We start from the raw sequence: 23,996 nt of genomic DNA on the forward strand, positions 1-23,996 counted from the left end.
AGATGACCGACCCGAACCGGCCGTCAGTGAGGCGATTCTAACGCAAGGCAGCCTCCTCCGACACCGCTCTGCCGCCAGGCGGCGGGTCGTTCGGTACGGACGTCGAGAGGGGCGTCATCGCCGAGCCACAGGGTCAAGGCACCGTCCAGCGCGGTACTCCAGAGGCAACTGCCGACGTCACGAAAGCGGCGCACGACGGGGCCTGCCGGATGGCCGAAGGGGTTGTCACGCGCCGCGCTGAAGACCACATGCAGGGGTGCCAGATGTCGCACCAGCAGGATGCCGGAGCTGGTAGCGCTGCCATGATGCCCGGCCACCAGCAGCGTTACCGTCGGCGGAAGTCCGCCCAGCAGGCGCCGCTCGACATCACGCCCCACATCCCCGGTGATCAGCAGGTGATCCTCGCCAGCACTTGCCAGCAGCACGCAGGAGCGGTCGTTGGACGAGAGGTCGGCGCTATCGGCCGGTGGCCAGAGCAGGCGGAAGAGCACGCCATCGCGGCGCCACTCACGCCCTGCCTCGCAGGGCTCGAACGGTACGTCGAGTGTCTCGCTGGACGGGGCCAGGAAGCGTTTCACCCGATGCTGCTCGCGCAGGGCCGGCAGGCCGCCCGCATGATCCTGGTCGGCATGACTGATGATGACATCGTCGAAGCGCTGTCCCGGCGGCCACAGGGACGCGAGTGGCATGAAGCCGGAACCGAAGCGCGGCCCGGTATCATAGAGCGCGCGATAGTTGGCGGTACGCAGCTCGACCAGTTGGCCCTGCCCCACGTCGTGGACTCGGACGCGCAGTAACCCGTCGGCAGGCACCGGCGACGACGAGGCGAGGCCGAGCGGGACCAGCAGCAGCAACAGGCTTGTCGCGACCAGCCGCACCCGCGACACCAGGCCCGGCAGCCCCCAGAGCAGGGCCACGAGCCCCAGCGCCAATCCTGACGGGACGACCCGGGACGGTAGCGGTCGCCAGAGCGGCAGCCAACTGGCGGCCAGGCTCAGCAGCGCTGCCAGCCCGTCGGCCAGTAGACCGAAAAGACTCCAGCACAGTGCCGAGAGCGGCGGCAGCCAGGCCGTCAGCCATCCCAGCAGCCCCAGGGGGACCAGCAGGCTGCTGACCAAAGGAACGGCAATCAGGTTGACCAGCGGGGCCGCCGGGGCCAGGCGGTCGAAGGCCAGCAGCACCGCGGCGGCCATCAGCGGCGCCAGCAACAGCTGGGAGCGGGTCAGGGCCCACAGCCAGCCGGTGACCCCGCGCGGGCGTGGCCTCCCTTGCCAGATGAGGATCAGCCATGCCACGGCAGCGAACGACAGCCAGAGCCCGGGACGCCACGCCGACAGCGGATCAGCCAGCAATACCAGTGCTAGGGCCAGCCACCAGGCCTGCCAGGGCGCGGGGGCGTGGCGCCCGCTGGCCACCCATAGCCCTACCAGGGTCATGATCATGGCACGCAGTGCCGGAGGTTCCAGGCCGGCCAGGCCGGCATAGCCCACCGCCGCGACCCCCGCGAGCCACCAGGGCCAGACCGCCAGACGCCATGACCCGGGCATGACCAGGCGCGCCAGCCCCCTTGCCATCCACAGGGCAAAGGCCGCCACCAGCCCCACGTGCAGCCCCGAGATCACCATCAGGTGGGTGGTGCCGGTGGCATTGAGCAGCTCCCAGTCGTGCGTCTCCAGCCGCTCGCTCGCCCCCAGGGTGAGCGCCGCAAGCCAGCGCCGGTGGCGCGGCGACAGCGCCTGTTCGTCGAGATGAGCGAGCGCCAGGCGACGCAGCGAGAAAGGGGCACTGGCCAGGCGGCGTGGGGGTGGCTCACGGCGCACATAGCCGCTGGCCTGGACACCCTCCCGCCACAGCCAGCCGCGATAGTCGAAGGTCCCGGGGTTGGCGAAGCCCGACGGTGGACGCAGGCGCACCGTCAATCGCCAACGCTCGCCGGGCACCATGGCCGGGGCATCGAAGAAAGACAGCCGAACCCGCTCGAGATCCCGGCAAGCAGGCAACTGTTCTGCCAGTGGGCGACATTCGGCGACGTCCAGTACCAGTCGTGAAAGACGCGTGTCGCTATCCACCGAGATCAGGCGCCCTTCCAGCCGCAGATCCTGACGGGTCAATCCGGGAGCAAGCTCGCCACCGCGCATCATCAGCAGCTGGGCCGCCACCAGCGCCACCACCGCCAGCGCCATCGCGAGACCCGGCTGGCGACCGCTCACCGCCAACAGCAGGCCGACTGCCAGGGCCTCAACGGCCCACGGCATTGGCGCTGCGAGATGGCTCCCCAGCACACCGGCCAAGACGGCGAGTGCCAGGGGTATGGCCAGGCCCAACTGCATGACATCGCCCCTGAGCGGCATCCAAGCCGACACACCCGCCCCTGCCGTGTCACATGAGGGGCACCATGGCGAGGCGTGCGACTTGTATGGATAATAGCTCGGGTTTGGAAGCCGCGAGCCTTCGCCAATGCCGCGCCGACTACTGCAGCGCTACCTGCCCCATCCCGATGTCGTCAGGCGGCGACGCTCCCTGCGCTTCATCCGCCACCTGATCGGCAACCCTTCGCTGTGGGTCCTGACGCGACGCAGCGTGGCCAACGCCTTCTCCGTGGGACTGTTCAGCGCCCTGCTGCCGATTCCCTTCCAGATGCTGGTGGCCGCCTTCGGCGCCTGGCTGGTTCGCTGCAACCTGCCGCTCGCCATTGGCCTGGTGTGGATCACCAACCCCCTGACCATGCCGTTGATCTTCTATGGCAACTACCGTCTGGGGGCCTGGCTGCTGGACATGCCGGCTCGCCAGGCGCCGGACCGGATCTCGACCCGCTGGATCGCCGAAAAGCTGGTCGATATCCTGCCCACGCTAGCGCTGGGGTCGCTGGTCGCGGCCGTAACGATTGCCGCCCTGGCCAACCTGGCGATCCGCCTCATCTGGCGTTGGCAGGTGTCGCGAAGCTGGAAGGCACGTCGACGCCGGCGACACCGACGGCCCCCTCGCGACGAGTGACCCTCGGTAGCGGCTCTGGTTGGGACGTGGGCCGAGGCCCCGTAAGACTCGCGACGCCTCAGTCGTCGTCCGGCTGTTCCACCAGGCGACCGCCGTCGAGCCGCAGGACGCGATCCTGATGGGCGGCCAATGCCGGGTCATGGGTCACAATCACGAAGGCACAGGCCGCACTGCTGGCGAGCTCGTCCATCAGCGCCAGGATGCTCGCCGCCGTGGACTGGTCGAGGTTGCCGGTGGGCTCATCCATTAGCACCAGACTGGGGTCGGTGACCAGCGCCCGGGCAATCGCCACCCGCTGGCGCTCGCCTCCCGAGAGTTCACCCGGCTTGTGGTCGGCGCGTTCGGCCATGCCGACCCTGGAGAGCAGCGCCCGGGCGCGCTGCTCGGCCACCCGCTTGCGCTGGCCGCGCACGATCAGCGGCAGGGCGGCATTCTCCAGGGCGGTGAATTCCGCGAGCAGGTGGTGAAACTGATAGACGAAGCCGATGTGGCGGTTGCGGAAGCGCCCCAGGTCGGCGTCACCCAGCGCCAGCAGCGACTCGCCGGCGATGCGCACCTCGCCGTGACTCGGGCGGTCCAGCCCCCCCAGCAGGTTGAGCAGCGTGGTCTTGCCGGAGCCGGAACTGCCGACCACCGCCACGCGCTCGCCGGCCAGGACCTGCATCGCCAGGCCATCGAGCACGGTGAGGTCCCGCGGACCCTCGCGATAGACTCGGGTCAGGTCGCGGCATTCGAGCATCACTTGCCCCGCCCGGGAGCCCGCTTCCTGTCGTGGGGTCATGGCCGTTTCACTCATAGCGCAGCACCTCGGCAGGCTGCACCCGGGCCGCACGCCAGGCCGGGTACAGGGTGGAGAGGAAGGTCAGCACGAAGGCCGCCAAGACGATGTTGCCCACATCGCTCCAGATCAGCCGTGACGGCAGATCACTGATGAAGTAGACCCCCGCGTCGAGGAAGTGGATGCCGAAGGTGCTCTCCACCCAGCCGATCAGGTCCGACACGGTCAAGGCGAGCAGCACGCCCAGGGTCACGCCCACCAGGATGCCGATCACGCCGATCGCCAGACCCTGGACGATAAAGATCCCCATGATCGAGCGCGGCGTGGCACCGATGGTGCGCAGGATGGCGATGTCGGCACGCTTGTCGGTGACCACCATCACAAGGGTGGAGACGATGTTGAAGGCGGCCACGGCAATGATCACCGTCAGCAGCAGCGCGATCATGCGCTTCTCCATCTGGATGGCCTGGAAGAGATTGCCGTGCGAGTAGGTCCAGTCGAGCCCGCGGAAGCCGGCGCCCAGCTCGTCGATGATATCGCGGGTGACGCTACTCGCGGCGAACAGGTCGTCCAGTTCCAGGCGCAGGCCGCCCACGGCGTCGCCCAGCCGTGCCAGGGTCTGCATGTCGTCGATATGGGCATAGGCCAGGGAGGCATCCAGATCCGCGCCGACGCTGAAGATGCCGCTCACGGTGAAGCGTTTGAGCCGCGGAAAGACGCCGGCCGGGGTGATCGAAGCCTCGGGCACCAGCAGCGTCACGCGGTCGCCCACGCCGACGCCCAGGCGTCGCGCCAGGAGCGAGCCGAGCACGACGTTCCATTCACCGGCGGTGAGATCATCCAGGCGACCGCGGCGCATGTTGTCGTCGATGATCGACACCCGGCTTTCCCATTCGGGCTCGATGCCGATGACCATCGCCCCCTCGTTGCGTCCGCCCACCGAGAACATGCCCTGCTGCTCGACATAGGGCGCGGCGCCGACCACCCGCTCGCGCTGCATTAGGCGCTCGGCCAGCGGCCGCCAGTCGGTCAACCCGCCCGGCGCCTCGATCTTGGTGTGCGGCACCATGCCCAGCACCCGGGTACGCAGCTCGTGGTCGAAGCCGTTCATCACCGAGAGCACCAGGATCAGCACCGCGACACCCAGCATGAGCCCCAGCATGGAGGTCAGCGAGATAAAGGAGATGAAGTGATTGCGTCGCTTGGCGCGCACGTAGCGCAGCCCGATCAGGAAGGGGAGACGGTCAAACATGGGCACATTCCTTGTCGGCGGGCGCCCATGGTACGGTTTTTCGGCATCTGCTGCATCGCTGGCACCCGGCGTTTGCGTGATCATTGCATGATTGCCGGCGGCAGCCTACATTGCGCCGGCACGACCCGAGATGACCCGCATGAGACCTGCCCATGGCCCACCGTCTGCTTCCCGAATGGTATCCCCAGGATGCCGTGCAACTCACCTGGCCCAGCCCCGACAGCGACTGGGCCCCGCTGCTCGAGCGTATCGAGGCGACCATGGAAACCCTGGTGGTCGCCATCGCACGCTACCAGATGGTACTGATCGCCGTGCCGGATGCCGCGACCCGCAGCCACCTGACGCATCGCTTCGCCTGCCTGGGTGTCGAGCCCACGCGCCTGACACTGGTGGTCGCGCCTGCCGACGACACCTGGGCTCGTGATCATGGCCCCCTCGGCGTGATGCGAGACGGTTCGCTGCGGCTGCTCGACTATGTCTTTACCGGCTGGGGCGGCAAGTTCGAGGCCGCCCGCGACAACACGCTGACGCGCCGCCTGACGGAGGCCGGCACCTTCGCCTGCCCGATCGAAGCCCGCGATCTGGTCCTCGAGGGCGGCGCTATTGACACCGATGGCGAGGGTACCCTGCTGACCACCGAGGCCTGCCTGCTCAACCCCAACCGCAATCCCGGTCTCGACAGGATGGCCCTTGAAGCATGCATGAACGCGGACCTCGGGGTCACACGGGTGCTGTGGCTGGCCAACGGCCATCTCGAGGGTGATGATACCGACAGCCATGTGGATACGCTGGTGCGCTTCTGCGACCCGACCACGCTGGCCTACGTCAGGTGTGATGACCCGGCCGACCCGCACTACCCGGCACTGGTCGCCATGGAGGACGAGCTTCACGCCCTGCGCCGCGCCGACGGTGCACCCTATCGACTGATTCCCCTGCCCTGGCCGGGTGCCTGCCATGATCCGGTCGACGGCCATCGGCTGCCGGCAACCTATGCCAACTTCCTGATCATCAATGGCGCGGTGCTGGTCCCCGTCTATGGCAAGGACGCCGACAGCCGCGCCCTCGCCGCGCTGGGCGAGGCCTTTCCCGACCGCGACATCATTCCCATCGACTGCCTCAGCGTGATCCGCCAGCATGGCAGCCTGCACTGCCTGACCATGCAGCTGCCTCGAGGCAGCCTCAGCATGCAAGCGACTCCCATGACCTGAACAAGAGGCGCCGGGTTAGCCTCGAGTATGACTACACAAGGAAACCTCATCATGTCCCGTCATCTGAAGGTGGGCCTGGTTCAGCAGCCCGCCTGGCCCGACAAGGCCAGAAGTCTCGACGAGAGCGAGGCCGGCATCCGTGAACTGGCCGGCGCCGGCGCCCAGCTGGTGCTGCTTCAGGAGTTGCATGCCACCCACTACTTCTGCCAGACCGAGGAGAGCGAGGTCTTCGACCTGGCCGAACCTCTCGACGGCCCGACCGGCACGCGGCTGGCGGCGCTGGCCGAGGAGCTCGGCATCGTCCTGGTGGGGTCGCTGTTCGAACGTCGTGCGGCCGGCCTCTACCACAATACCGCGGTGGTCTACGATCGCGACCGCGGCCGAGTGGGCCACTACCGCAAGATGCATATCCCCGACGACCCGGGCTTCTATGAGAAGTTCTACTTCACCCCCGGGGATCAGGACGACGCCCGTCATCAGGGCTTCCAGCCGATCGACACCTCGCTCGGCCGCCTGGGCGTGCTGGTTTGCTGGGACCAGTGGTACCCCGAAGCGGCGCGGCTGATGGCCCTGGCCGGCGCGGAGCTTTTGCTCTACCCCACCGCCATCGGCTGGCACCCGCCGGACGACACCCCGGAGAAGCAGCGCCAGAAAGAGGCCTGGACCCTCATCCAGCGCAGCCACGGCGTGGCCAACGGGCTACCGGTGATCGTCGCCAATCGGGTCGGCCACGAGCCGGACCCCTCCGGCGCCACCCCGGGCATCGACTTCTGGGGCGGCAGCTTCATCTGTGGCCCTCAGGGCGAGCTGCTCGCCCATGCCGGCCAAGAAGCGGAGCGGATGCTGGTCACCCTGGACATGGGCAGCAGCGAGGAGGTGCGGCGGATCTGGCCCTACCTGCGGGACCGCCGGATCGACGCCTATGGCGATCTGACGCGACGCTACCGGGACTGATCGCGCTTCGCGCAGAGCTGAAAGCTGAAGAGAGCGTCAAGAAAACCGCCCACATGGCAAGGCCATGGGGCGGTTTTTCTTCCAGCTTCCAGCTGATGGCTTCAAGCGCCAGCGAAGCCGGTCATTTCCAGAAATCGCGGATCGAGGCGATGCCCTGGGCGCCCACGGCACGGGCATGGTGAGCGTCGAAGCGCGTCATGCCGCCCAGCGCGAAGACCGGCATGCCGGCGTGCTCGACCAGCTGCTGGAAATCATGCCAGCCGATCGGCGCCACATCCGGATGGGAGGGCGTGGTACGCAGTGGCGACAACGTCACGAAGTCGCAGCCGATGCGACGCGCCTGATCCAGCTGCCGACGATCATGGGTCGAGGCGGAGAGCCATTTGCCCTCGGGCAAGGCGCGCCGCTCCAGGCTCATCAGCCGGTCGCTGGTGAGATGAATGCCGTCGGCGGCCACGGCCTCCAGCAGCGAGGGCTCGCCATTGAGCACCAGCCTCGCGCCCCGCTCGTGGCAGAGTGCCAGGGCCCGCTCGGCGCGTTTCAGGTAGTCCAGCTCCCCCAGCGACTTGGCCCGCAGCTGAACCAGGCGGACACCGTCCTCGTCGAGGGCGCGGCCCAGACGCTCCATGAACCGAGCCTCATCGGCCTCTTCCCCGGTGATCAGGAACTCGGTGGGCAGCATGACCGCGCGCAGGATCGGCAGGTTGGCCGCCGGGAAGGGGTAGTTCACCAGTTCCATCATGGGTACCCAGCGTACCGCCTGCCCTTCGCGGCCGAAGGGCTCACCGGCAAAGTCATGCACCTGCCAGACGTCCAGCAGGATGTGCTTGTCGGAGTATTCGTGGTGGATGCGAATCAGCGGCTGTGCCCGCCGGATCTCGACGCCAAGCTCCTCGTGGAGTTCGCGCTTGAGTGCCTCAAGGCCGGTCTCGTAGGGAGCCAGCTTGCCGCCGGGAAACTCCCAGAGTCCTCCATGATCGACGTTGGAGGGACGACGCGCGAGGAGCACCTCGCGTCCGTCGGCACTGATGATGGCAGCCGCCGCTACATGCACCCTTCTCTTCACCATTGCGTTCATTGACTCCTACCCGCTTGTCCACGCAGCCGCGCGGGGTTGCTGTCTGGCACCGACCACTGACGCCGGTCAGCTACGATAGTCGGCGTTGATGGTCACGTAGTCGTGGGACAGGTCCGAGGTCCACACCGTGGCACTCTCCTCACCGCGCCCGAGGGCGATGCGGATAACGATCTCCTCGCGGGACATCACGGCACTACCGGCCTGCTCGGTATAGCCGGAGGCGCGCCCGCCATCCTCGACCAGCCGTACCTCGCCGAGATCGATGGTGACCCGGTTCACGTCGAACGCCTCGACGGGGGCACGCCCCACGGCGGCGAGGATCCGACCCCAGTTGGCGTCACTGGCGTAGAGGGCCGTCTTGACCAGCGGCGAGTGGGCCACGGTGAAGGCGACGTCCAAGGCCTCACGGCGGCTGCACGCCTCATCGACCTGGAGCGTCACGAACTTGGTCGCTCCCTCGCCGTCGCGAATCACCGCCTGGGCCAGCTCAGTCATCACTCGCTGCAGGCCGTTGCGGAAGATCGTCAAACCCGATTCGCCTTCCACCGCGGCGCCACGTCCGGTGCTGATCAGCACGCAGGCATCGTTGGTTGAGGTATCGCTGTCGACGGTGATGCAGTTGAAGGAGCGCTCCACCGCCTCTTGCAGCAGCTGGTCGAGGAGCGCCGGCTCCAGCGCCGCATCGGTGGCCACGAACGCCAGCATGGTCGCCATATCGGGGCGGATCATCCCCGACCCCTTGGCAATACCGTTGATGGTCACGGTTTCGTTGCCAATCGCCAGGGTCACGCTGGCGCCCTTGGCCCGCGTATCGGTGGTCAGGATGCCCTCGCCGGCGTCACGCCAAGCGTCCGCACCATGGTCGAGGGTCTGCAGGGCCGCGGGCAGGCCCGCCAGGAGGCGCTGCATGGGCAGCGCTTCACCGATTACCCCGGTGGAGAACGGCAGCACGCTCTGCTCGCCCACCCCGGCCAACCGCGCCAGCTCGGCACAGGTCGCCCGCGCGTCCTCGAGACCCGTCTTGCCGGTACCGGCGTTGGCGTTGCCGGTATTGATCACCAGGTAACGCGCTCCCTCGCCGTGGGACATGCAGGTGGCCAGGTGCTCACGGGCCACCGTCACCGGCGCCGCGCAGAAGGCATTGCGGGTAAAAACGCCGGATACCCGTGCCCCCTCGGGAATCTCGATCACGACCAGGTCACGGCGATCGGGCTTCTTGATGCCGGCCATGGCGGTGCCCAACCGTAGCCCCTCGATTACCGGCATCGCCGGAAAACGCGTCTCGCCTACTGCCATCGTCTCATCTCCTGTCCTGGCCGGGAGCGCTCCCGACCCATTGCCTCAACTCAGCTTTCCGCAGCACTGCTTGTACTTCTTTCCCGACCCGCAAGGACAGGGATCATTGCGGCCGACCTTGGGGCCTTCGCGGCGCATCGGGCGACCGTCGGCTCCCGGGGCCGGTGCGGACGGGGCATCGTCCTGATCGCCAGCGGCCATCGATGGCGCGTCGTGACGGCTCGCCGCACTGGCCTTTTCGCGCTCCAGTGCCTCGCGGCGCTGACGTTCCAGTGCCTCGACCTCCTCGGGGCGGCGCACCTGGACGTGGCTGAGAATACGCGTCACGTCGGCCTTGATGTTGGTCAGCAGCCCCTGGAACAGCTCGAAAGCCTCGCGCTTGTACTCCTGCTTAGGATTCTTCTGCGCATAGCCCCGCAGGTGAATACCACGGCGCAAATGGTCCATGGACTGCAGGTGCTCTTTCCAGCGGGTGTCGAGCACCTGCAGCATCACCTGCTTCTCGAACCGGCGCATCAGCTCTTCGCCGGCCTCCGCGACCTTGGCCTCATAGGCCTCGCGATGCATCGCCTGCAGCCGCTCGCGCAGCTGCTCCTCGTGGAAGCGCTCGTCCTGCTCGGCCCACTCGACCACCGGCGCATCGAGATTGAACTCGCTCTTCAGGTGGTCCTGCAGGCCGGCCAGGTCCCACTGCTCAGGCAGGCTCTGGGGCGGCACGAACTCGCTGATCGCGAGGTCCAGGACCTCCTCGCGGATACCCATGACGCTGTCGGAGACGTCCTCGGCGGCGAGTATCTCGTTGCGCTGCTCGTAGATGACACGGCGCTGGTCGTTGGCCACGTCGTCGTACTCGAGCAGTTGCTTGCGAATGTCGAAATTGCGGCCCTCGACCTTCTTCTGGGCCCGCTCCACGGCATTGGAGACCATCTTGTGCTCGATCGCCTCGCCATGCTCCAGGCCCAGGGCCTTCATCATGCGCTGCACCCGGTCGGAGCCGAACAGGCGCATCAGGTTGTCTTCCAGCGAGAGGAAGAAGCGTGTCGAGCCGGGATCCCCCTGGCGCCCCGCGCGGCCGCGCAGCTGGTTGTCGATGCGCCGCGACTCGTGGCGCTCGGAGCCGATCACGTGCAGGCCGCCGGCCTCGAGCACCGCCTCGTGGCGGTCCTGCCACTCGGCCTTGAGCTGTTCGATCTGGGCCTCGCTGGGGTTCTCAAGCTTGGCCGCCTCGGCTTCCCAGTTGCCGCCCAGCACGATGTCGGTGCCGCGACCGGCCATGTTGGTGGCAATGGTGACCGCTCCGGGGCGACCGGCCTGGGCGATGATTTCCGCCTCGCTCTGGTGCTGCTTGGCGTTGAGCACATTGAACGTGATCCCGGCCCGCTTCATCAGGTTGGCTAGGTATTCGCTGGTCTCGATGGACGCCGTACCCACCAGCACCGGACGCCCGGCCTCGGTCTGAGCCTTGACGTCATCGATGATCGCCTCGAACTTCTCCTCGGCGGTGAGGTAGACCAGATCGTTGAGATCCTGACGGATCAGCGGCCGGTTGGTGGGGATCACCACCACGTCGAGGCCGTAGATCTGGCGGAACTCGAAGGCTTCGGTGTCAGCGGTACCGGTCATCCCGGAAAGCTTGTCGTAGAGGCGGAAGTAGTTCTGGAAGGTGGTAGAGGCGAGCGTCTGGCTCTCGCGCTGCACCGGCACGTTCTCCTTGGCCTCCACGGCCTGATGCAGGCCTTCCGACCAGCGACGCCCCGGCATGGTCCGGCCGGTATGCTCGTCGACGATCACCACCTGGCCATCGCTGACGATATAGTCCACGTCGCGGTGATAGAGATGACGCGCGCGTAGCGCCGAGTGCATGTGCTGGAGCAGATTGAGGTTTTGGGCGGCATAGAGGGAGTCCTCCTCGCCCAGCAGCCCTTCAGCGCGCATCAGCTCCTCGACCTTGCGGTGACCGGCTTCGGTGACCTCCACCTGCTTCTGCTTCTCGTCGAGGATGAAGTCGCCGCTCTCCGGATCCTCCTCGTCGCTGCACGCCGTGAGGTTCGCCGAGAGGCGGTCGACGACCCGATAGAGCTCGGTGTTCTCGTCGACCGCGCCGGAGATGATCAGCGGGGTCCGTGCCTCATCGATCAGGATGGAGTCGACCTCGTCGATGATGGCGAAATGCAGTCCCCGCTGCACCTTCTCCTCCAGCGAGAAGGCCATGTTGTCGCGCAGGTAATCGAAGCCGAACTCGTTGTTGGTGCCGTAAGTGATGTCGCAGGCGTAGGCGTGGCGCTTCTCTTCCGGGGTCTGCCCGGCGAAGATGACGCCTACCGAAAGGCCGAGAAATTCATAGAGGGGGCGCATCCATTCGGCATCGCGGCGCGCCAGGTAGTCGTTGACCGTGACCACATGCACGCCCTTTCCCGGCAGGGCATTGAGGTAGACGGCCAGGGTCGCCACCAGCGTCTTGCCCTCGCCGGTCTTCATCTCGGCAATGCGCCCACGGTGCAGAGTAATGCCGCCCACCATCTGCACATCGAAATGCCGCATGCCCATGACGCGCTTGCTGGCCTCGCGCACCGTGGCAAAGGCTTCGGGCATCAGCGCATCGAGGGATTCACCACTTTCCAGTCGCTCGCGCAGTGCCGCCGTGCGAGCCTTCAGGGCCGCCTCATCGAGGCCTTCCAGCTCATTCTCCAGGCCCGTCACATCGGCCACCTGGCGGCTCATGCGCTTGACTTCGCGGTCGTTCTTCGAGCCGACGACCTTGCGTAACATGTTGTTGATCATGAAATGTCCCGTTGCAGCGTATCGCATTGCGTCGCGGGCAGCGGACCCGCGACCTCCCTGGGCGGTCTCGTCATTGCAGGCAGGGAGGGCCACGCCGGGTGAGGACGTCGTGTGCGGCCACCGGCTGACAGTGCACTCGATCCCGGTGGACCACAGCTCGCCAAGAGTTCGGCCAGCGGGCGGCGCGCTGGACCCAGCGCACCAGAGCACGACGACGGGCATGCAGGCGGGAGCGAACGCGCAGCAGCGCCGGCGCGAGGATACTGACCTGAGCGGCACGTTCCACGGGGCGCAGGGATTCTACCTGGGCCAGGCTGACCGGCAACAGACAGCCCACCAGCAACCCGGCCAGCCACCAGCGTGTCGAACGGCGCCGGCACCGCTTCCCGTGGGACCCGGCGCCGTTGTCGATGATGGTGTCTGGCATGCTGTCGACGGCCTCCTGTGCGTGCTAGGCTCTACTGTTCAACGGCCACCCCTGCTGGGGTGGCCGACGCGTAACGTCAGGGGCACGGCCCCCGAGAACCAAGCAGATGAGTATAAAGGTTAAGCGGTTCAGAGCACAGCCCATGTCCCGACTGCTGGAAGGTCGCGGCGAACTGGGGTCACTGATGCGCATGGCCACGCTGATCGAGCGCGCCCAACGCCACCTGCGAGATCACCTGCCCGAGGATATACAAGATCACCTGTTCGTCGGCGGCTATCACCAGGGGCGGCTGGCGCTGATTACCGATCGCGCCGTCTGGCTGACCCGGCTGCGCTACGAGCAGCCTCGCCTGCTCCAGCTGCTGCACCAGCTTCCCGGCTTCGAGTCAGTGACCGGCTTCACCCTCAAGGTCCGCCCCGTGCGACCGGCACGGCCTCCCCTGCGCCAGGTACGCCACCTGCCGGAGAAAGCAGCCGACGAGATCTCGAGCTGTGCCAAGGATGTCGATGACCCCGGGCTCAAGCATGCCCTGGAGCGGCTGGCGGCCCACGCCGAACGTAAGCCGTAAAGGCAATGAGGGGGGGCAAGGAGCAAGGCAGGAAAGTCGTATCCCATCATGAAGCAACCCCGCTGGCAGACCCGGCGGGGTTGATGTTCTTACAGTTTCAGGCTTCCAGGCGCAGCGCACCGCTCCTCAAGCTCCAGGTTAGGCCATGGCCGGCGCAGAGTAGGAAATCGGTGCGGTCTCGGTTGCGCCCTCGAAGGTGACGAGCTCCCAGGCCTGTGGCTGAGCCAGCAGCGCCCGACAAAGCTGATTGTTGAGGGCATGCCCGGATTTTACGCCGCGGAATTCGCCGATCAGGCTATAGCCGAGCTGGTAGAGGTCGCCGATGGCATCGAGCACCTTGTGCTTGACGAACTCGTCATCGTAGCGAAGCCCCCCTTCGTTGACGATGCGATAGTCGTCGACCACGATGGCGTTGTCGAGGCTACCGCCTAGCGCCAGGTTGTTGGCGCGCAGATACTCCAGATCACGCATGAAGCCGAACGTTCGGGCGCGAGACACTTCCTTGACAAAGGAAGTGGTCGAGAAGTCCACCATGGCCGTCTGCGACTGGTCCTCGAAGACCGGGTGGTCGAAGTCAATGGCGAAGGAGACCTTGAACCCTTGATGGGGCAGGAAGACCGCTTCCTTGTCGTCCTCACGCACCGCGATCTCGCGCTTGATACGGATGAACTTCTTGGCAGCGGACTGCTCGGCAATACCCGCCGACTGGATCAGGAACACGAAAGGACCCGCACTGCCATCCATGATCGGCACCTCGGGAGCGCTCAGATCGACGTAGGCATTGTCGATACCCAAGCCGGCGAAGGCCGACATCAGATGCTCGACGGTGGCGACCTTCGCCCCGCCGGCAGAGAGCGCGGTGCATAGAGTCGTGTCGGTGACATGCTCGGCCCGCGCCGGAATCTGCACCTCGGGCGTCAAATCGGTACGCACGAACACGATGCCGGTATCCACCGGTGCCGGTCGAAGCGTCAGGTAGACCTTCTTGCCGGAGTGCAGGCCGACGCCGGTGGCGCGGATGACGTTCTTCAGGGTACGTTGTCTGATCATGGTCAGTCGCCAGGCAGTCATTGGTTATCAAACACCGTTCACTATAACACCGAACGGGCGTTTCAACAAAGAAAGCTCACCCGGCGCCCGCTATACCCGAGATAGCCCGGATCAATCGGCCTGCCGTCTCAGGAAGGCCGGAATGTCCAGATAATCATCCAGCTCCTGTGACTTGCGCTTTTCGGACTGCGGCCGTGCCGCCTCCTGGGGCTCAGGCTTGGGCGCCGTGGCCTGACCCCGGCTAACCGCCGCCTGCGGACGCTGGCGATAGCCGCTGGCCTCGGTACGACGCGCGGTCTCTCGGGCTGCGGGCTTCTGCGCCTTGTTGCCTTCGAGCCCTGCCGCCACCACGGTGACACGCAGCTCGTCGGTCATGTCCATGTCGATGGACGTCCCCACCACGATGGTGGCGTCCTGGGAGGCGAACTCCTGGACAGTGGCACCCACATCATTGAACTCGCCGATGGAGAGGTCCGGACCGGCGGTGATATTGACCAGGATCCCGCGGGCACCGTGCAGGTCGATATCCTCAAGCAGCGGACTGCGGATCGCCTTCTCGGCGGCCTCGCGGGCGCGATTCTCGCCGGTGGCGCCACCGGTGCCCATCATCGCCATGCCCATCTCGGACATCACGGTGCGCACGTCGGCGAAGTCGACGTTGATGATACCGGGACTGGTGATCAGCTCGGCGATGCCCTGCACGGCCCCGAGCAGCACGTCGTTGGCGGCACTGAAGGCGGTGAGCAGGGTCGCGCTCTTGCCCAGCACCGAGAGCAGCTTCTCGTTAGGGATGGTGATCAGCGAGTCGACGTGTTCGGAGAGCTCCTTCATGCCCTCCTCGGCGGCGCGCATGCGCTTGGGCCCCTCGAAGGGGAAGGGGCGGGTCACCACCGCCACGGTGAGGATGCCCAGTTCCTTGGCCACCTGGGCGACGACGGGTGCGCCACCGGTGCCCGTACCGCCGCCCATGCCGGCGGTGATGAAGACCATGTCGGCGCCGCCGAGCAGTTCCGCGATGCGCTCGCGATCCTCCATGGCGGCCTGACGGCCGACATCAGGGTTAGCGCCGGCCCCAAGGCCCTTGGTGATCTCGCTGCCTAGCTGGAGTACCGTCTTGGCGGCGACCCGCTTGAGGGCCTGGGCATCGGTATTGGCGCAGATGAACTCGACACCCTCGATGTTGCTCTCGACCATGTGGTTGACAGCATTGCCGCCACCACCCCCGACACCGATGACCTTGATGACCGCACTACTTGAGGGTGCGCTATCTACCAGTTCGAACATAAGTCCCGTCTCCTGGACCGCGGCCGCGGTCCTGTCAGAAATTTCCTTTGAACCAGCCCTTGATCCTTGCCAGCGCCGGAATCCCTTCCCCTGAATCACGCCGGGTGATGTCGTCACGCCTCGGTTGCGCCGGGATAATGCCGCCAGCCCCCTGGCGGCCATGCCCTTGACGGGTTTCCTGTAGAGCGTAATGCAGCAAACCGACACCCGTCGAATAAATCGGGTTGCGAACCACATCCGCCAAGCCGCGCACGTTCTGCGGACAAGCAATGCGGACCGGCATATGGAAGATCTCCTCGGCCAGTTCCACGACGCCCTCCATGCGCGAGGTGCCACCGGTAAGCACCACGCCAGCGGCCACGAGATCCTCATAGCCGCTGCGTCGCAGTTCGTCACGCACCAGGGTGAAGAGCTCCTCGTAACGCGGCTCCACCACCTCGGCCAGTGACTGGCGAGACAGGTCCCGGGCCGGCCGGTCGCCCACGCTGGGCACCTTGATCATCTCGTCGCTGGCGGCCAACTGCGTCAGCGCACAGGCATACTTGACCTTGATTTCCTCGGCATGCTGGGTAGGCGTGCGCAGCGCCATGGCAATATCGTTGGTGACCTGGTCACCGGCGATGGGGATCACCGAGGTATGACGGATAGCACCCTCGGTGAACACCGCGATATCGGTGGTACCACCGCCGATGTCCACCATGCAGACCCCCAGCTCACGCTCATCCTCGGTGAGGACTGCGTGGCTCGAGGCCAGCTGTTCGAGGATGATCGAATCCACCTCGAGGCCACAGCGGCGCACACACTTTTCGATATTCTGAACGGCATTGAGGGCAGCAGTGACCAGATGGACACGCGCCTCGAGGCGCACGCCAGACATGCCCAAGGGTTCCCGAATCCCCCCCTGCGTATCGATGGCAAACTCCTGAGGCAGGACATGCAATACACGCTGGCCTTCCGAAATCGCTCGCGCACGCGCAGAGTCGATGACGCGCTCGATATCCGAGGGGGCCACTTCGCGCTCCTTGATGGCGACCACACCGTCCGAGTTCATCGAACTGATGTGGCTGCCGGCAATGCCCACGTTGACCGAATGGATGTCACAGCCGGCCATCAATTCGGCTTCTTCCACGGCACGCTGGATGGACTGCACCGTGGACTCGATATTGATCACCACGCCTTTCTTCATGCCGCGTGACGGGTGTGAGCCGATACCGGCAATTTCGATCCCACCATCATCGGTGGGCTGCCCCACGATCGCCACGACCTTGGATGTTCCGATATCCAGCCCGACTACCATATTGGACACATTGGATGGACCTGACATGAGCCGGGAAGTCTCCTCGAACCTGACCCCGAAGGGGAAGAATAATCCTGAATAGCAGGCTCGGACCAATTATAGGAACAACTTTACATGTTCCACCAGCCCGATTGCTGAATCATCCGACACGATACGGCGAATTTGTCACGAAAGAAACACCCGAAATGCCGCCCAGACACCCCCAATGTCGCCAGACCCTTCAGCTGTCCGCCGCACTCTCTTCCCCGGGCGGCTCGGTCTGACCATGCCAGGCGACCGCGACACCATTGGGATAGCGCAGGTCGATGTAGCGAATGTGCGATGCCAAGGGCCCCAACTCGCGCTGCCAGGCGGCGGCCAGACGTCCCAGGCGAGCGGCGCGATCATTGCGACCGAGCATCACCCAGACGCCGCTGGCAAGCTGGAAGCGCCAGGCCCCGCGCGGTTCCAGCCGCAGCTGGCGCACCTCGAGCCCCTGGGTGGCAAACTGCGCGGCGAGCCGGGCATGGTAGCCCAGCACTTCGGTCCCGCTGCCGGGTGGGCCGGCAAGGTCCGGCAGGTCCGCGGGCGGTGACACCGGGCCGAAGGTGAAGGGCTCACCCTCGGGGTTGAGCAGCTGCGTGTCGTTCCAGCGCGCCACCGGCACCTGCTCGACCAGCTCGAAGGTCAGCGCATCGGGCCATTCGCGGCTGACGCGCACTTCGGCCAGCCAGCCGATATCCCGGGCCTGCTGGCGCAGCGCGGGCAGGTCCACGGCGAGCCAGGTCTGTCCCTGGATCAGGGGGGCCAGCCGGCTGCGCAGGTAGTCGGCACTGACGTGATGGAGCTCTCCGCCTACCGAAACTCGCTCGATGGGCCGGTCGAGCCAGACCCATAGCGCCCGCCCGCCGGCACCCAGCAGCAGGGCAAGCAGCAGCACACCGACGAAGCCTCCACGTGCCGCCATGGGCTAGTGACGCTCCCCTGCCGTGGCGAGGATACGCCGTACCAGGGCATCGAAATCGATGCCGGCGTGTGCCGCCGACTGGGGCACCAGGCTATGGTCGGTCATGCCCGGCACGGTATTGACCTCGATCAGCCAGAAGCGCCCCTCGGCGTCGCGCATGACATCGACCCGCCCCCACCCTTGGGCCCCGATACCCTCGAAAGCCGACCGGCAGAGTGCGGCGAGTTCGGCCTCCTCGTCGGCGGAGAGGCCGCACGGCAGGTGGTAGCGCGTGTCGTTGGAGAGATACTTGGCCTCGTAGTCGTAGAAGCCGCTGGGCACCTCGACGCGGATCGCCGGCAGAACGTCCCCCGCCAGCATCGATACCGTGTACTCCTCTCCCGCGATAAAGCGTTCCGCCATGACCCTGGCGTCGAAGCGAGCGGCATCATGGTAGGCGGCCTCCAGTGCGTCGCGGCTGTCGACGATGCTGATGCCCAGCGTGGACCCTTCGTGCACCGGCTTGACGATCAGCGGCAGGCCGAGGCGCTCGACCACCGCCGACCAGTCGGCCTCGGGGCCGAGCATCACGCTCTCCGGGGTCGGCAGGCCCAGTGCCTGCCAGACCAGCTTGGTGCGCTGCTTGTCCATGCCCAGCGCCGAGGCCAGCACCCCACTGCCGGTGTAGGGAATGCCCAGCAGCTCCAGCGCTCCCTGCAGCGTGCCGTCTTCACCCCCCCGGCCGTGCAAGGCAATGAAGACCCGGTCGGGGGCCAGGGCCTCCAGTCCGACCAGCCCGCCGTCGGCGGGATCGTAGCCGATGGCCTCCACGCCCGACCGGAGCAGAGCCGCCAGCACGGCGGCGCCGCTCTTCAGCGACACCTCGCGCTCGGCGGAGTCCCCACCGAAGAGCACCACCACTCGACCGACATCCTGGCTCATAGTGTCACCTCCTCGAGCGTCAGGGCCGCATCGGCCAGGTGCTGGGCGATGCCGCCCACGTCGCCTGCCCCCTGGGTGATCAGGATATCGCCGGAGCGCAGCACCCGCTGGAGAAGTGCCGGCAGCTCACTCTTGTCCTGGACGAAGATCGGGTCGACCGTCCCGCGCTGACGAATCGAGCCCGCCAGGGTACGGCCATCGGCCCCGGGCAGTGGCGCCTCACCGGCGCTGTAGACGTCGAGCAGCAGCAGCGTGTCGACGCCGGCCAGCACCCGCACGAAGTCTTCGTAGAGATCCCGGGTGCGCGAGTAACGGTGCGGCTGATAGACCATGACCAGGCGCCGCTCGGGCCAGCCGGCCCGCACGGCGTCGATCACCATGGCCACCTCGCGAGGATGGTGGCCATAGTCGTCCACCAGCATCACCTCCCCGCTGCCCTGGGGCGCGGGGAAGTGGCCATGCACCTGGAAGCGTCGCCCCACCCCCTCGAAGCTCGCCAGGCCCCGCAGGATGGCATCGTCATCGACCCCGGCATCGCTGGCCACGGCGATCGCCGCCAAGGCATTGAGGGCATTATGGCGGCCCGGCATGGCCAAGCGCACCTCGAGCGGCGCCAGCCCTTCGGGGCGCACCGCGCTGAAGTGCACTTCACCAGCCCGCTGAACGAAGCCCTCGATGCGGTAGTCGGCATCGTCGCTGAAGCCATAGGTGACGAACTGGCGACTGACGCGGTCAAGCAGGCCGCGCACGTGGGCATCGTCGATGCACAGGATCGCCAGGCCGTAGAACGGCAGGTTATGCAGGAACTCGATGAAGGTGCCCTTGAGCCGCTCGAAGTCACCGCCATAGGTCGCCATATGGTCCGCATCGATGTTGGTCACGATGGCCACCATGGGCTGCAGGTGCAGGAAGGAAGCATCCGACTCGTCGGCCTCTGCCACCAGGTAGTCGCCCTCCCCCAGCCGTGCATTGGTGCCGGCACTGGTCAGACGTCCACCGATCACGAAGGTCGGGTCCAGCCCGCCCTCGCCCAGCAAGGTCGCGGTGAGGCTGGTGGTGGTGGTCTTGCCGTGGGTGCCGGCCACGGCGATGCCGTGACGAAAGCGCATCAGCTCGGCGAGCATCTCGGCGCGGCGCACGACCGGCACGCGATGCTCGTGGGCCCAGCGAATCTCGGGGTTGGTCTCGTCCACCGCGGTGGAGACCACCACCACATCCGCGCCTTCGGCATGCTCGGCGGCATGACCGATGGCCACGCGGATGCCGCATTGGCGCAGGCGGGCAACGACCGGGGAGGCCTTGAGGTCGCTGCCACTGATCGTATAGCCCTGGTTGGCCAACACTTCGGCGATGCCGCACATGCCGGCCCCCCCGATACCCACGAAGTGGATGCGTCGGATACGACGCATGCCCATCCCCCGCCCGGGATGGGTAGGCGTCACCTGACCGGGAACCGGTCCGAGAGTCTCATCGCTCAAAACCTGTCTCCATGCAACCGGCCACCAGGCGCTCGACGGCATCCAGATGGGCACAGCCACGTGCCCTGGCTGCCATGGTGGCGAGAGTGTCGGGATCCAGCAGCGACGCTAGGCACTCGGCCAGCGCCGCCGCGCTCATTTCCTGCTGGGGCATCAGTCGCGCCGCCTGTCCCTCCACAAGGACCCGGGCGTTGGCCGTCTGATGGTCGTCCACCGCGTGGGGAAAGGGCACGAACAGCGCCGGTTTGGCCGCGGCAGCCAGCTCCGCCACGGTCAGGGCCCCGGCCCGACATACCACCAGGTCGGCCCAGGCATAGGCGCCGGCCATGTCGTCGATGAAGGCCGTCACCTCGGCGACGACCCCCTGCCCGTCGTAGGCATGGCGGGTCGCCGCCTCCTTGTCGCGGCCGGCCTGGTGCCAGACCTCGGGACGATGCGCCTCGGGCAACCGGGCGAGCGCCTCGGGCAGTCGTGCGTTGAGGGCCTGTGCCCCCAGGGAACCGCCCACGACCAATAACCGCAGGCGCCGTCCGGCCATCTCACCGGCGCGTCGCGGGGCTTCGCCCAGCCGTGCGATCTCATCACGCACCGGGTTGCCGACCACTTCGGCCCGGCCGGGGAAGGCCTGGGGGAAGGCCGCATAGACACGGCGCGCCAAGCGTGACAGCACCCGGTTGGTCAGCCCCGCCACGGCGTTCTGCTCGTGGATCACCAGCGGACGGCGGACCAGCCAGGCCGCCAGACCGCCGGGGCCGCTGGCGAAGCCGCCCAGCCCGACCACCAGCTGAGGGTCGACGTCGCGGATGACCCGCCCCGCCTGCCATACCGCCCGGACCAGGTTGAAAGGGGCCAGCAGCCAGCCAGTCAGGCCATTGCCACGCAGCCCGCTCACCGCGATGCGGTGCAGCGGAATGCCGGCCTCGGGCACCAGGCGATTCTCGATGCCGCGCGGGCTGCCCAGCCAGGCAACCTCGACACCCTCGGCCACCAGGCCGCGGGCCAGCGACAGGGCCGGGATGACGTGGCCACCGGTCCCCCCGGCCATGATCAGTGCGCGGTGTCCCTCGCGTCGGCTCATGTTGCGCGTCCTTGTGTGCTGTCGGGCGATGGCGCCCGGGAAGCCGTGGGCCTGGCGCGGCGCTGGGCCAGCCGCGTCTCGATGTCGGCGCGCAGCAGCAGCGCCACCATCGTGCAGCTCACCACCAGGCTCGAGCCCCCGTAGCTGAGCAGCGGCAGGGTCAGCCCCTTGGTCGGCAGCATGCCAGTGCTCACGGCGATGTTGATGAAGGCCTGGGCGCCCAGGACCAGGGCAAAACCGTAACTGAGGTAGGCGGCGAAGCACAGGCCGGCCAGTTCGGCCCGCCGCCCCACCGCCATGGCGCGCCAGATCAGCAGGGCAAAGAGCCCCACCACAGCGATGGCGCCCAGCAGACCGAGCTCTTCGGCCAGCACCGCGAAGACGAAGTCCGTGTGGGCCTCGGGCAGGTAAAACAGCTTCTGCACGCTGTTGCCTAGCCCCATGCCCAGCCAGTGCCCGCGCCCGAAGGCGATCAGCGCCTGAGTCAGCTGGTAGCCGCTGGCAAACTGGTCGGCCCAGGGGTCGGCGAAACTGGTCAGGCGTGCCATCCGGTAGGGTTCGGCGACGGCGGCCAGCAGCCCTAGGGCCCCCACCACCAGCAGCAGCGCCAGGAAACGCCCCCAGGGGGCACCGGCCATCAGTAACATGCCCATCACCGCACCGGTCATCACCACCACGGCACCGTAGTCGGGTTCGAGGATCAGCAAGCCGGCGATCACCGCCATCACCGCCAGGGGCCGCAGGAAGGCGCCCCACTGACGACGCACCTGGGGCAGGAAGCGTTCCAGGTAGCCGGCCAGATAGACGACCAGGCAGAACTTGGCGACCTCGGAGGCCTGAAGGTTGAACGGCACCCCGGGCAGCGAGAGCCAGCGCCGGCTGCCGTTGACCTCGCGTCCGACCAGCAGTACCAGCAGCAGCAGGGACAGCCCTACCAGCAGCAGCAGCGGGCCATTGACCTTCCACCAGGCGAGAGGCACGCGCAAGGCCAGTGCTCCGACTCCCAGCGCCCCCAGCAGGAAGATGCCGTGACGAAGGCTGAAATACCAGGCATTGCCGGTAAGGCTCGAGGCCACCTCGCTGGACGCCGAGGTCACCATGATCCAGCCAATCAGCAACAGGGCAAAGGCCGCCAACACCAGCCAGCCATCGAAAGCCTGTTCGGCGGTGCTCAGTCGCCGGGCCAGGCGGGAGAGTCGCTGCGTCATGTCACCTCCCCGGCCAGTCGCCTCACTGCCCCGCAGAAGGCCGCGCCACGCGCCTGATAGTCGCTGAACTGGTCCAGGCTGGCACAGGCCGGGGACAACAGCACACAGTCCCCGGCCATGGCGATGTCTGCTGCCCTTGCCACCGCGGCCTGCAGATCCTCGACCCGGGTCACCGGTAGCCGGCCACGCAGGGCATCCTCCAAACGCCCGGCATCCCGGCCGAAGAGGATCGCCCCACGACCGTAGCGCGCCAGGGGCGCCGCCAGCGGGCGAAAGTCGGCCCCCTTGCCCACGCCACCGGCCAGCAGGATCAGGCGCCCCTCGAGGGTCGGCCCGAGTCCGTCAATGGCGGCCAGGGTCGCACCGACATTGGTGCCCTTGGAGTCGTTGATCCAGCGCACGCCGTCGACCTCGGCCACCAATTCGCCGCGATGGGGCAGGCCAGGGAAGCGGCGCAGCACCGCGACCATCACCGCCAGCGGCAGCCCCAGGTGGTGGCCCATGGCCAGCGCCGCGAGGGCGTTGGCCTGGTTGTGGCGTCCCGGCAGGCGCATCTCGTCGGCCGGCATCAGCGGCGTGTCGCCGTGCATCAGCCAGTCACGACCATCGCGCCGCGCGATGCCCCATTCATCGCCCTCGGGAAGGCGGGTGGTGAAACGATCCTGGGCCGGCAACGCCGTCGCCGGCCAGGTCGAGGGGTCCTCGGCATTGACCACCGCGTGCCGCGCGCCGCGGAAGATGCCCCGCTTCGCGGCCCGATAGCCCGCCATGTCGCCATGGCGGTCCAGGTGGTCCTCCGAGAGATTGAGAAAGGCAGCTGTCTCGGCCCCCAGACATGGCGTGGTCTCGAGCTGGAAGCTGGAAAGCTCCAGCACGAAGAGCTCGGCGTCAGGTGTCGTCGCGAGCAGGTCGAGCGCCGGCGTCCCGAGGTTGCCGCCCACGGCGACGCGCACCCCGGCCTCGCGAGCCATCTCGCCGACCAGGGTAGTCACGGTGGACTTGGCGTTGGAGCCGGTGATGGCCGCAATGGGCGCCCGTGCCGCGCGAACGAACAGCGCGATCTCCCCGACCAGAACCGGCTCGCCGGTGGCGTCGCGCGTGCGCCCCGCGAGGGCTTCGAGCCCCGGCATTTGCGGATCGACGCCGGGGCTCACCACCGCCTCCTCCACCTCGGCGAGGTCCAGGTCGGTGAGCGGGCCGCAGTGAATCACGACGCCAGGATGAGCCGCCCGGACGTCATCCAGGCCGGGCGGCCTCTCGCGCGTATCGGCGACCATGAAGGGCACGCCGAGACGGCCGAGGTGACGGCAGATGGCCCGCCCGGAGAGCCCGAGCCCGACCACCAGCGTCGTTCCCTTCGGCACCTTGACCATGTTGAGCTCCTTGCGGATGGCGACT

At 67.1% G+C, this 23,996-nt stretch carries 20 protein-coding genes; 4 read left to right on the forward strand and 16 right to left on the reverse strand.

Annotated features, from left to right (window positions below; genetic code table 11):
• Nucleotides 1-23: 23 nt before the first annotated feature.
• Nucleotides 24-2,330 carry a DNA internalization-related competence protein ComEC/Rec2 gene (locus FHR95_RS05045; protein ID WP_183313604.1) on the reverse strand — a complete coding sequence of 769 codons (2,307 nt, stop codon included), beginning with the start codon at nt 2,328-2,330 and terminating at the stop codon, nt 24-26.
• A gap of 127 nt (nt 2,331-2,457) precedes the next feature.
• Between FHR95_RS05045 and FHR95_RS05050 the strand changes: the two genes are divergently transcribed.
• On the forward strand, nt 2,458-2,994 hold the full coding sequence (locus FHR95_RS05050; RefSeq protein WP_183313605.1) for a DUF2062 domain-containing protein: 537 nt from the start codon (nt 2,458-2,460) through the stop codon (nt 2,992-2,994).
• Between the two features lie 58 nt (nt 2,995-3,052).
• On the opposite strand, the gene FHR95_RS05055 is transcribed toward FHR95_RS05050, so the two are convergent.
• Together FHR95_RS05055 and FHR95_RS05060 are read right to left on the reverse strand one after the other, a co-directional pair.
• Nucleotides 3,053-3,775: an ABC transporter ATP-binding protein gene (locus FHR95_RS05055; protein WP_425485265.1), complete on the reverse strand. Its 723-nt coding sequence runs from the start codon at nt 3,773-3,775 to the stop codon at nt 3,053-3,055.
• 7 nt (nt 3,776-3,782) lie between these two features.
• On the reverse strand, nt 3,783-5,024 hold the full coding sequence (locus FHR95_RS05060; RefSeq protein ID WP_040187528.1) for a lipoprotein-releasing ABC transporter permease subunit: 1,242 nt from the start codon (nt 5,022-5,024) through the stop codon (nt 3,783-3,785).
• 152 nt (nt 5,025-5,176) lie between these two features.
• Between FHR95_RS05060 and FHR95_RS05065 the strand changes: the two genes are divergently transcribed.
• Together FHR95_RS05065 and FHR95_RS05070 are read left to right on the forward strand one after the other, a co-directional pair.
• On the forward strand, nt 5,177-6,232 hold the full coding sequence (locus FHR95_RS05065; RefSeq protein WP_183313606.1) for an agmatine deiminase family protein: 1,056 nt from the start codon (nt 5,177-5,179) through the stop codon (nt 6,230-6,232).
• Between the two features lie 51 nt (nt 6,233-6,283).
• Nucleotides 6,284-7,186, forward strand: coding sequence for a carbon-nitrogen hydrolase (locus FHR95_RS05070; protein WP_183313607.1), 903 nt, complete (start codon nt 6,284-6,286; stop codon nt 7,184-7,186).
• A gap of 121 nt (nt 7,187-7,307) precedes the next feature.
• Here the strand turns inward: FHR95_RS05070 and FHR95_RS05075 are convergent, their stop codons facing one another.
• The 4 genes from FHR95_RS05075 to FHR95_RS05090 all read right to left on the reverse strand — a co-directional run bounded on the left by FHR95_RS05075 (nt 7,308) and on the right by FHR95_RS05090 (nt 12,768).
• The gene (locus FHR95_RS05075) at nt 7,308-8,255 is read right to left on the reverse strand and encodes a Nudix family hydrolase (protein WP_040187532.1); all 948 of its coding nucleotides are present in this window, start codon (nt 8,253-8,255) and stop codon (nt 7,308-7,310) included.
• 75 nt (nt 8,256-8,330) lie between these two features.
• Nucleotides 8,331-9,560 carry a bifunctional glutamate N-acetyltransferase/amino-acid acetyltransferase ArgJ gene (gene argJ / locus FHR95_RS05080; protein ID WP_183313608.1) on the reverse strand — a complete coding sequence of 410 codons (1,230 nt, stop codon included), beginning with the start codon at nt 9,558-9,560 and terminating at the stop codon, nt 8,331-8,333.
• Nucleotides 9,561-9,605: 45 nt separating this feature from the next.
• Nucleotides 9,606-12,341, reverse strand: a complete 2,736-nt coding sequence (gene secA / locus FHR95_RS05085; RefSeq protein WP_183313609.1) for a preprotein translocase subunit SecA — start codon at nt 12,339-12,341, stop codon at nt 9,606-9,608.
• Between the two features lie 70 nt (nt 12,342-12,411).
• Entirely contained in the window at nt 12,412-12,768 is a 357-nt protein-coding gene (locus FHR95_RS05090) for a hypothetical protein (protein WP_183313610.1), read from the reverse strand.
• Between the two features lie 142 nt (nt 12,769-12,910).
• Between FHR95_RS05090 and FHR95_RS05095 the strand changes: the two genes are divergently transcribed.
• Nucleotides 12,911-13,336 carry a DUF721 domain-containing protein gene (locus FHR95_RS05095; protein ID WP_082042737.1) on the forward strand — a complete coding sequence of 142 codons (426 nt, stop codon included), beginning with the start codon at nt 12,911-12,913 and terminating at the stop codon, nt 13,334-13,336.
• Between the two features lie 138 nt (nt 13,337-13,474).
• Here FHR95_RS05095 and lpxC read toward each other — a convergent pair whose 3' ends face one another.
• The 9 genes from lpxC to murD form a co-directional block, all read right to left on the reverse strand.
• A complete protein-coding gene (lpxC, locus tag FHR95_RS05100) occupies nt 13,475-14,386 on the reverse strand; it encodes a UDP-3-O-acyl-N-acetylglucosamine deacetylase (protein ID WP_040187579.1) in 912 nt (303 codons plus the stop codon).
• 111 nt (nt 14,387-14,497) lie between these two features.
• Nucleotides 14,498-15,670: a cell division protein FtsZ gene (gene ftsZ, locus FHR95_RS05105; protein ID WP_040187539.1), complete on the reverse strand. Its 1,173-nt coding sequence runs from the start codon at nt 15,668-15,670 to the stop codon at nt 14,498-14,500.
• A 34-nt stretch (nt 15,671-15,704) separates the two neighbouring features.
• On the reverse strand, nt 15,705-16,994 hold the full coding sequence (ftsA, locus tag FHR95_RS05110; protein WP_183313611.1) for a cell division protein FtsA: 1,290 nt from the start codon (nt 16,992-16,994) through the stop codon (nt 15,705-15,707).
• Between the two features lie 193 nt (nt 16,995-17,187).
• On the reverse strand, nt 17,188-17,913 hold the full coding sequence (locus FHR95_RS05115) for a cell division protein FtsQ/DivIB (RefSeq protein WP_183313612.1): 726 nt from the start codon (nt 17,911-17,913) through the stop codon (nt 17,188-17,190).
• Nucleotides 17,914-17,916: 3 nt separating this feature from the next.
• Nucleotides 17,917-18,834 carry a D-alanine--D-alanine ligase gene (locus tag FHR95_RS05120; protein ID WP_183313613.1) on the reverse strand — a complete coding sequence of 306 codons (918 nt, stop codon included), beginning with the start codon at nt 18,832-18,834 and terminating at the stop codon, nt 17,917-17,919.
• Nucleotides 18,831-20,249: a UDP-N-acetylmuramate--L-alanine ligase gene (murC, locus tag FHR95_RS05125; RefSeq protein ID WP_246378408.1), complete on the reverse strand. Its 1,419-nt coding sequence runs from the start codon at nt 20,247-20,249 to the stop codon at nt 18,831-18,833. The genes FHR95_RS05120 and murC overlap by 4 nt, the downstream gene beginning before the upstream one ends.
• Before the next feature lie 52 nt (nt 20,250-20,301).
• Nucleotides 20,302-21,390 carry an undecaprenyldiphospho-muramoylpentapeptide beta-N-acetylglucosaminyltransferase gene (gene murG / locus FHR95_RS05130; RefSeq protein WP_183313614.1) on the reverse strand — a complete coding sequence of 363 codons (1,089 nt, stop codon included), beginning with the start codon at nt 21,388-21,390 and terminating at the stop codon, nt 20,302-20,304.
• Nucleotides 21,387-22,598, reverse strand: a complete 1,212-nt coding sequence (ftsW, locus tag FHR95_RS05135) for a putative lipid II flippase FtsW (protein WP_040187545.1) — start codon at nt 22,596-22,598, stop codon at nt 21,387-21,389. The genes murG and ftsW overlap by 4 nt, the downstream gene beginning before the upstream one ends.
• Nucleotides 22,595-23,971: a UDP-N-acetylmuramoyl-L-alanine--D-glutamate ligase gene (gene murD / locus FHR95_RS05140; RefSeq protein ID WP_183313615.1), complete on the reverse strand. Its 1,377-nt coding sequence runs from the start codon at nt 23,969-23,971 to the stop codon at nt 22,595-22,597. The genes ftsW and murD overlap by 4 nt, the downstream gene beginning before the upstream one ends.
• Nucleotides 23,972-23,996 lie beyond the last annotated feature (25 nt).

The sequence above is a fragment of the Halomonas fontilapidosi genome (genome assembly GCF_014192285.1).
GTDB classification, from domain to species: Bacteria; Pseudomonadota; Gammaproteobacteria; order Pseudomonadales; family Halomonadaceae; genus Halomonas; species Halomonas fontilapidosi.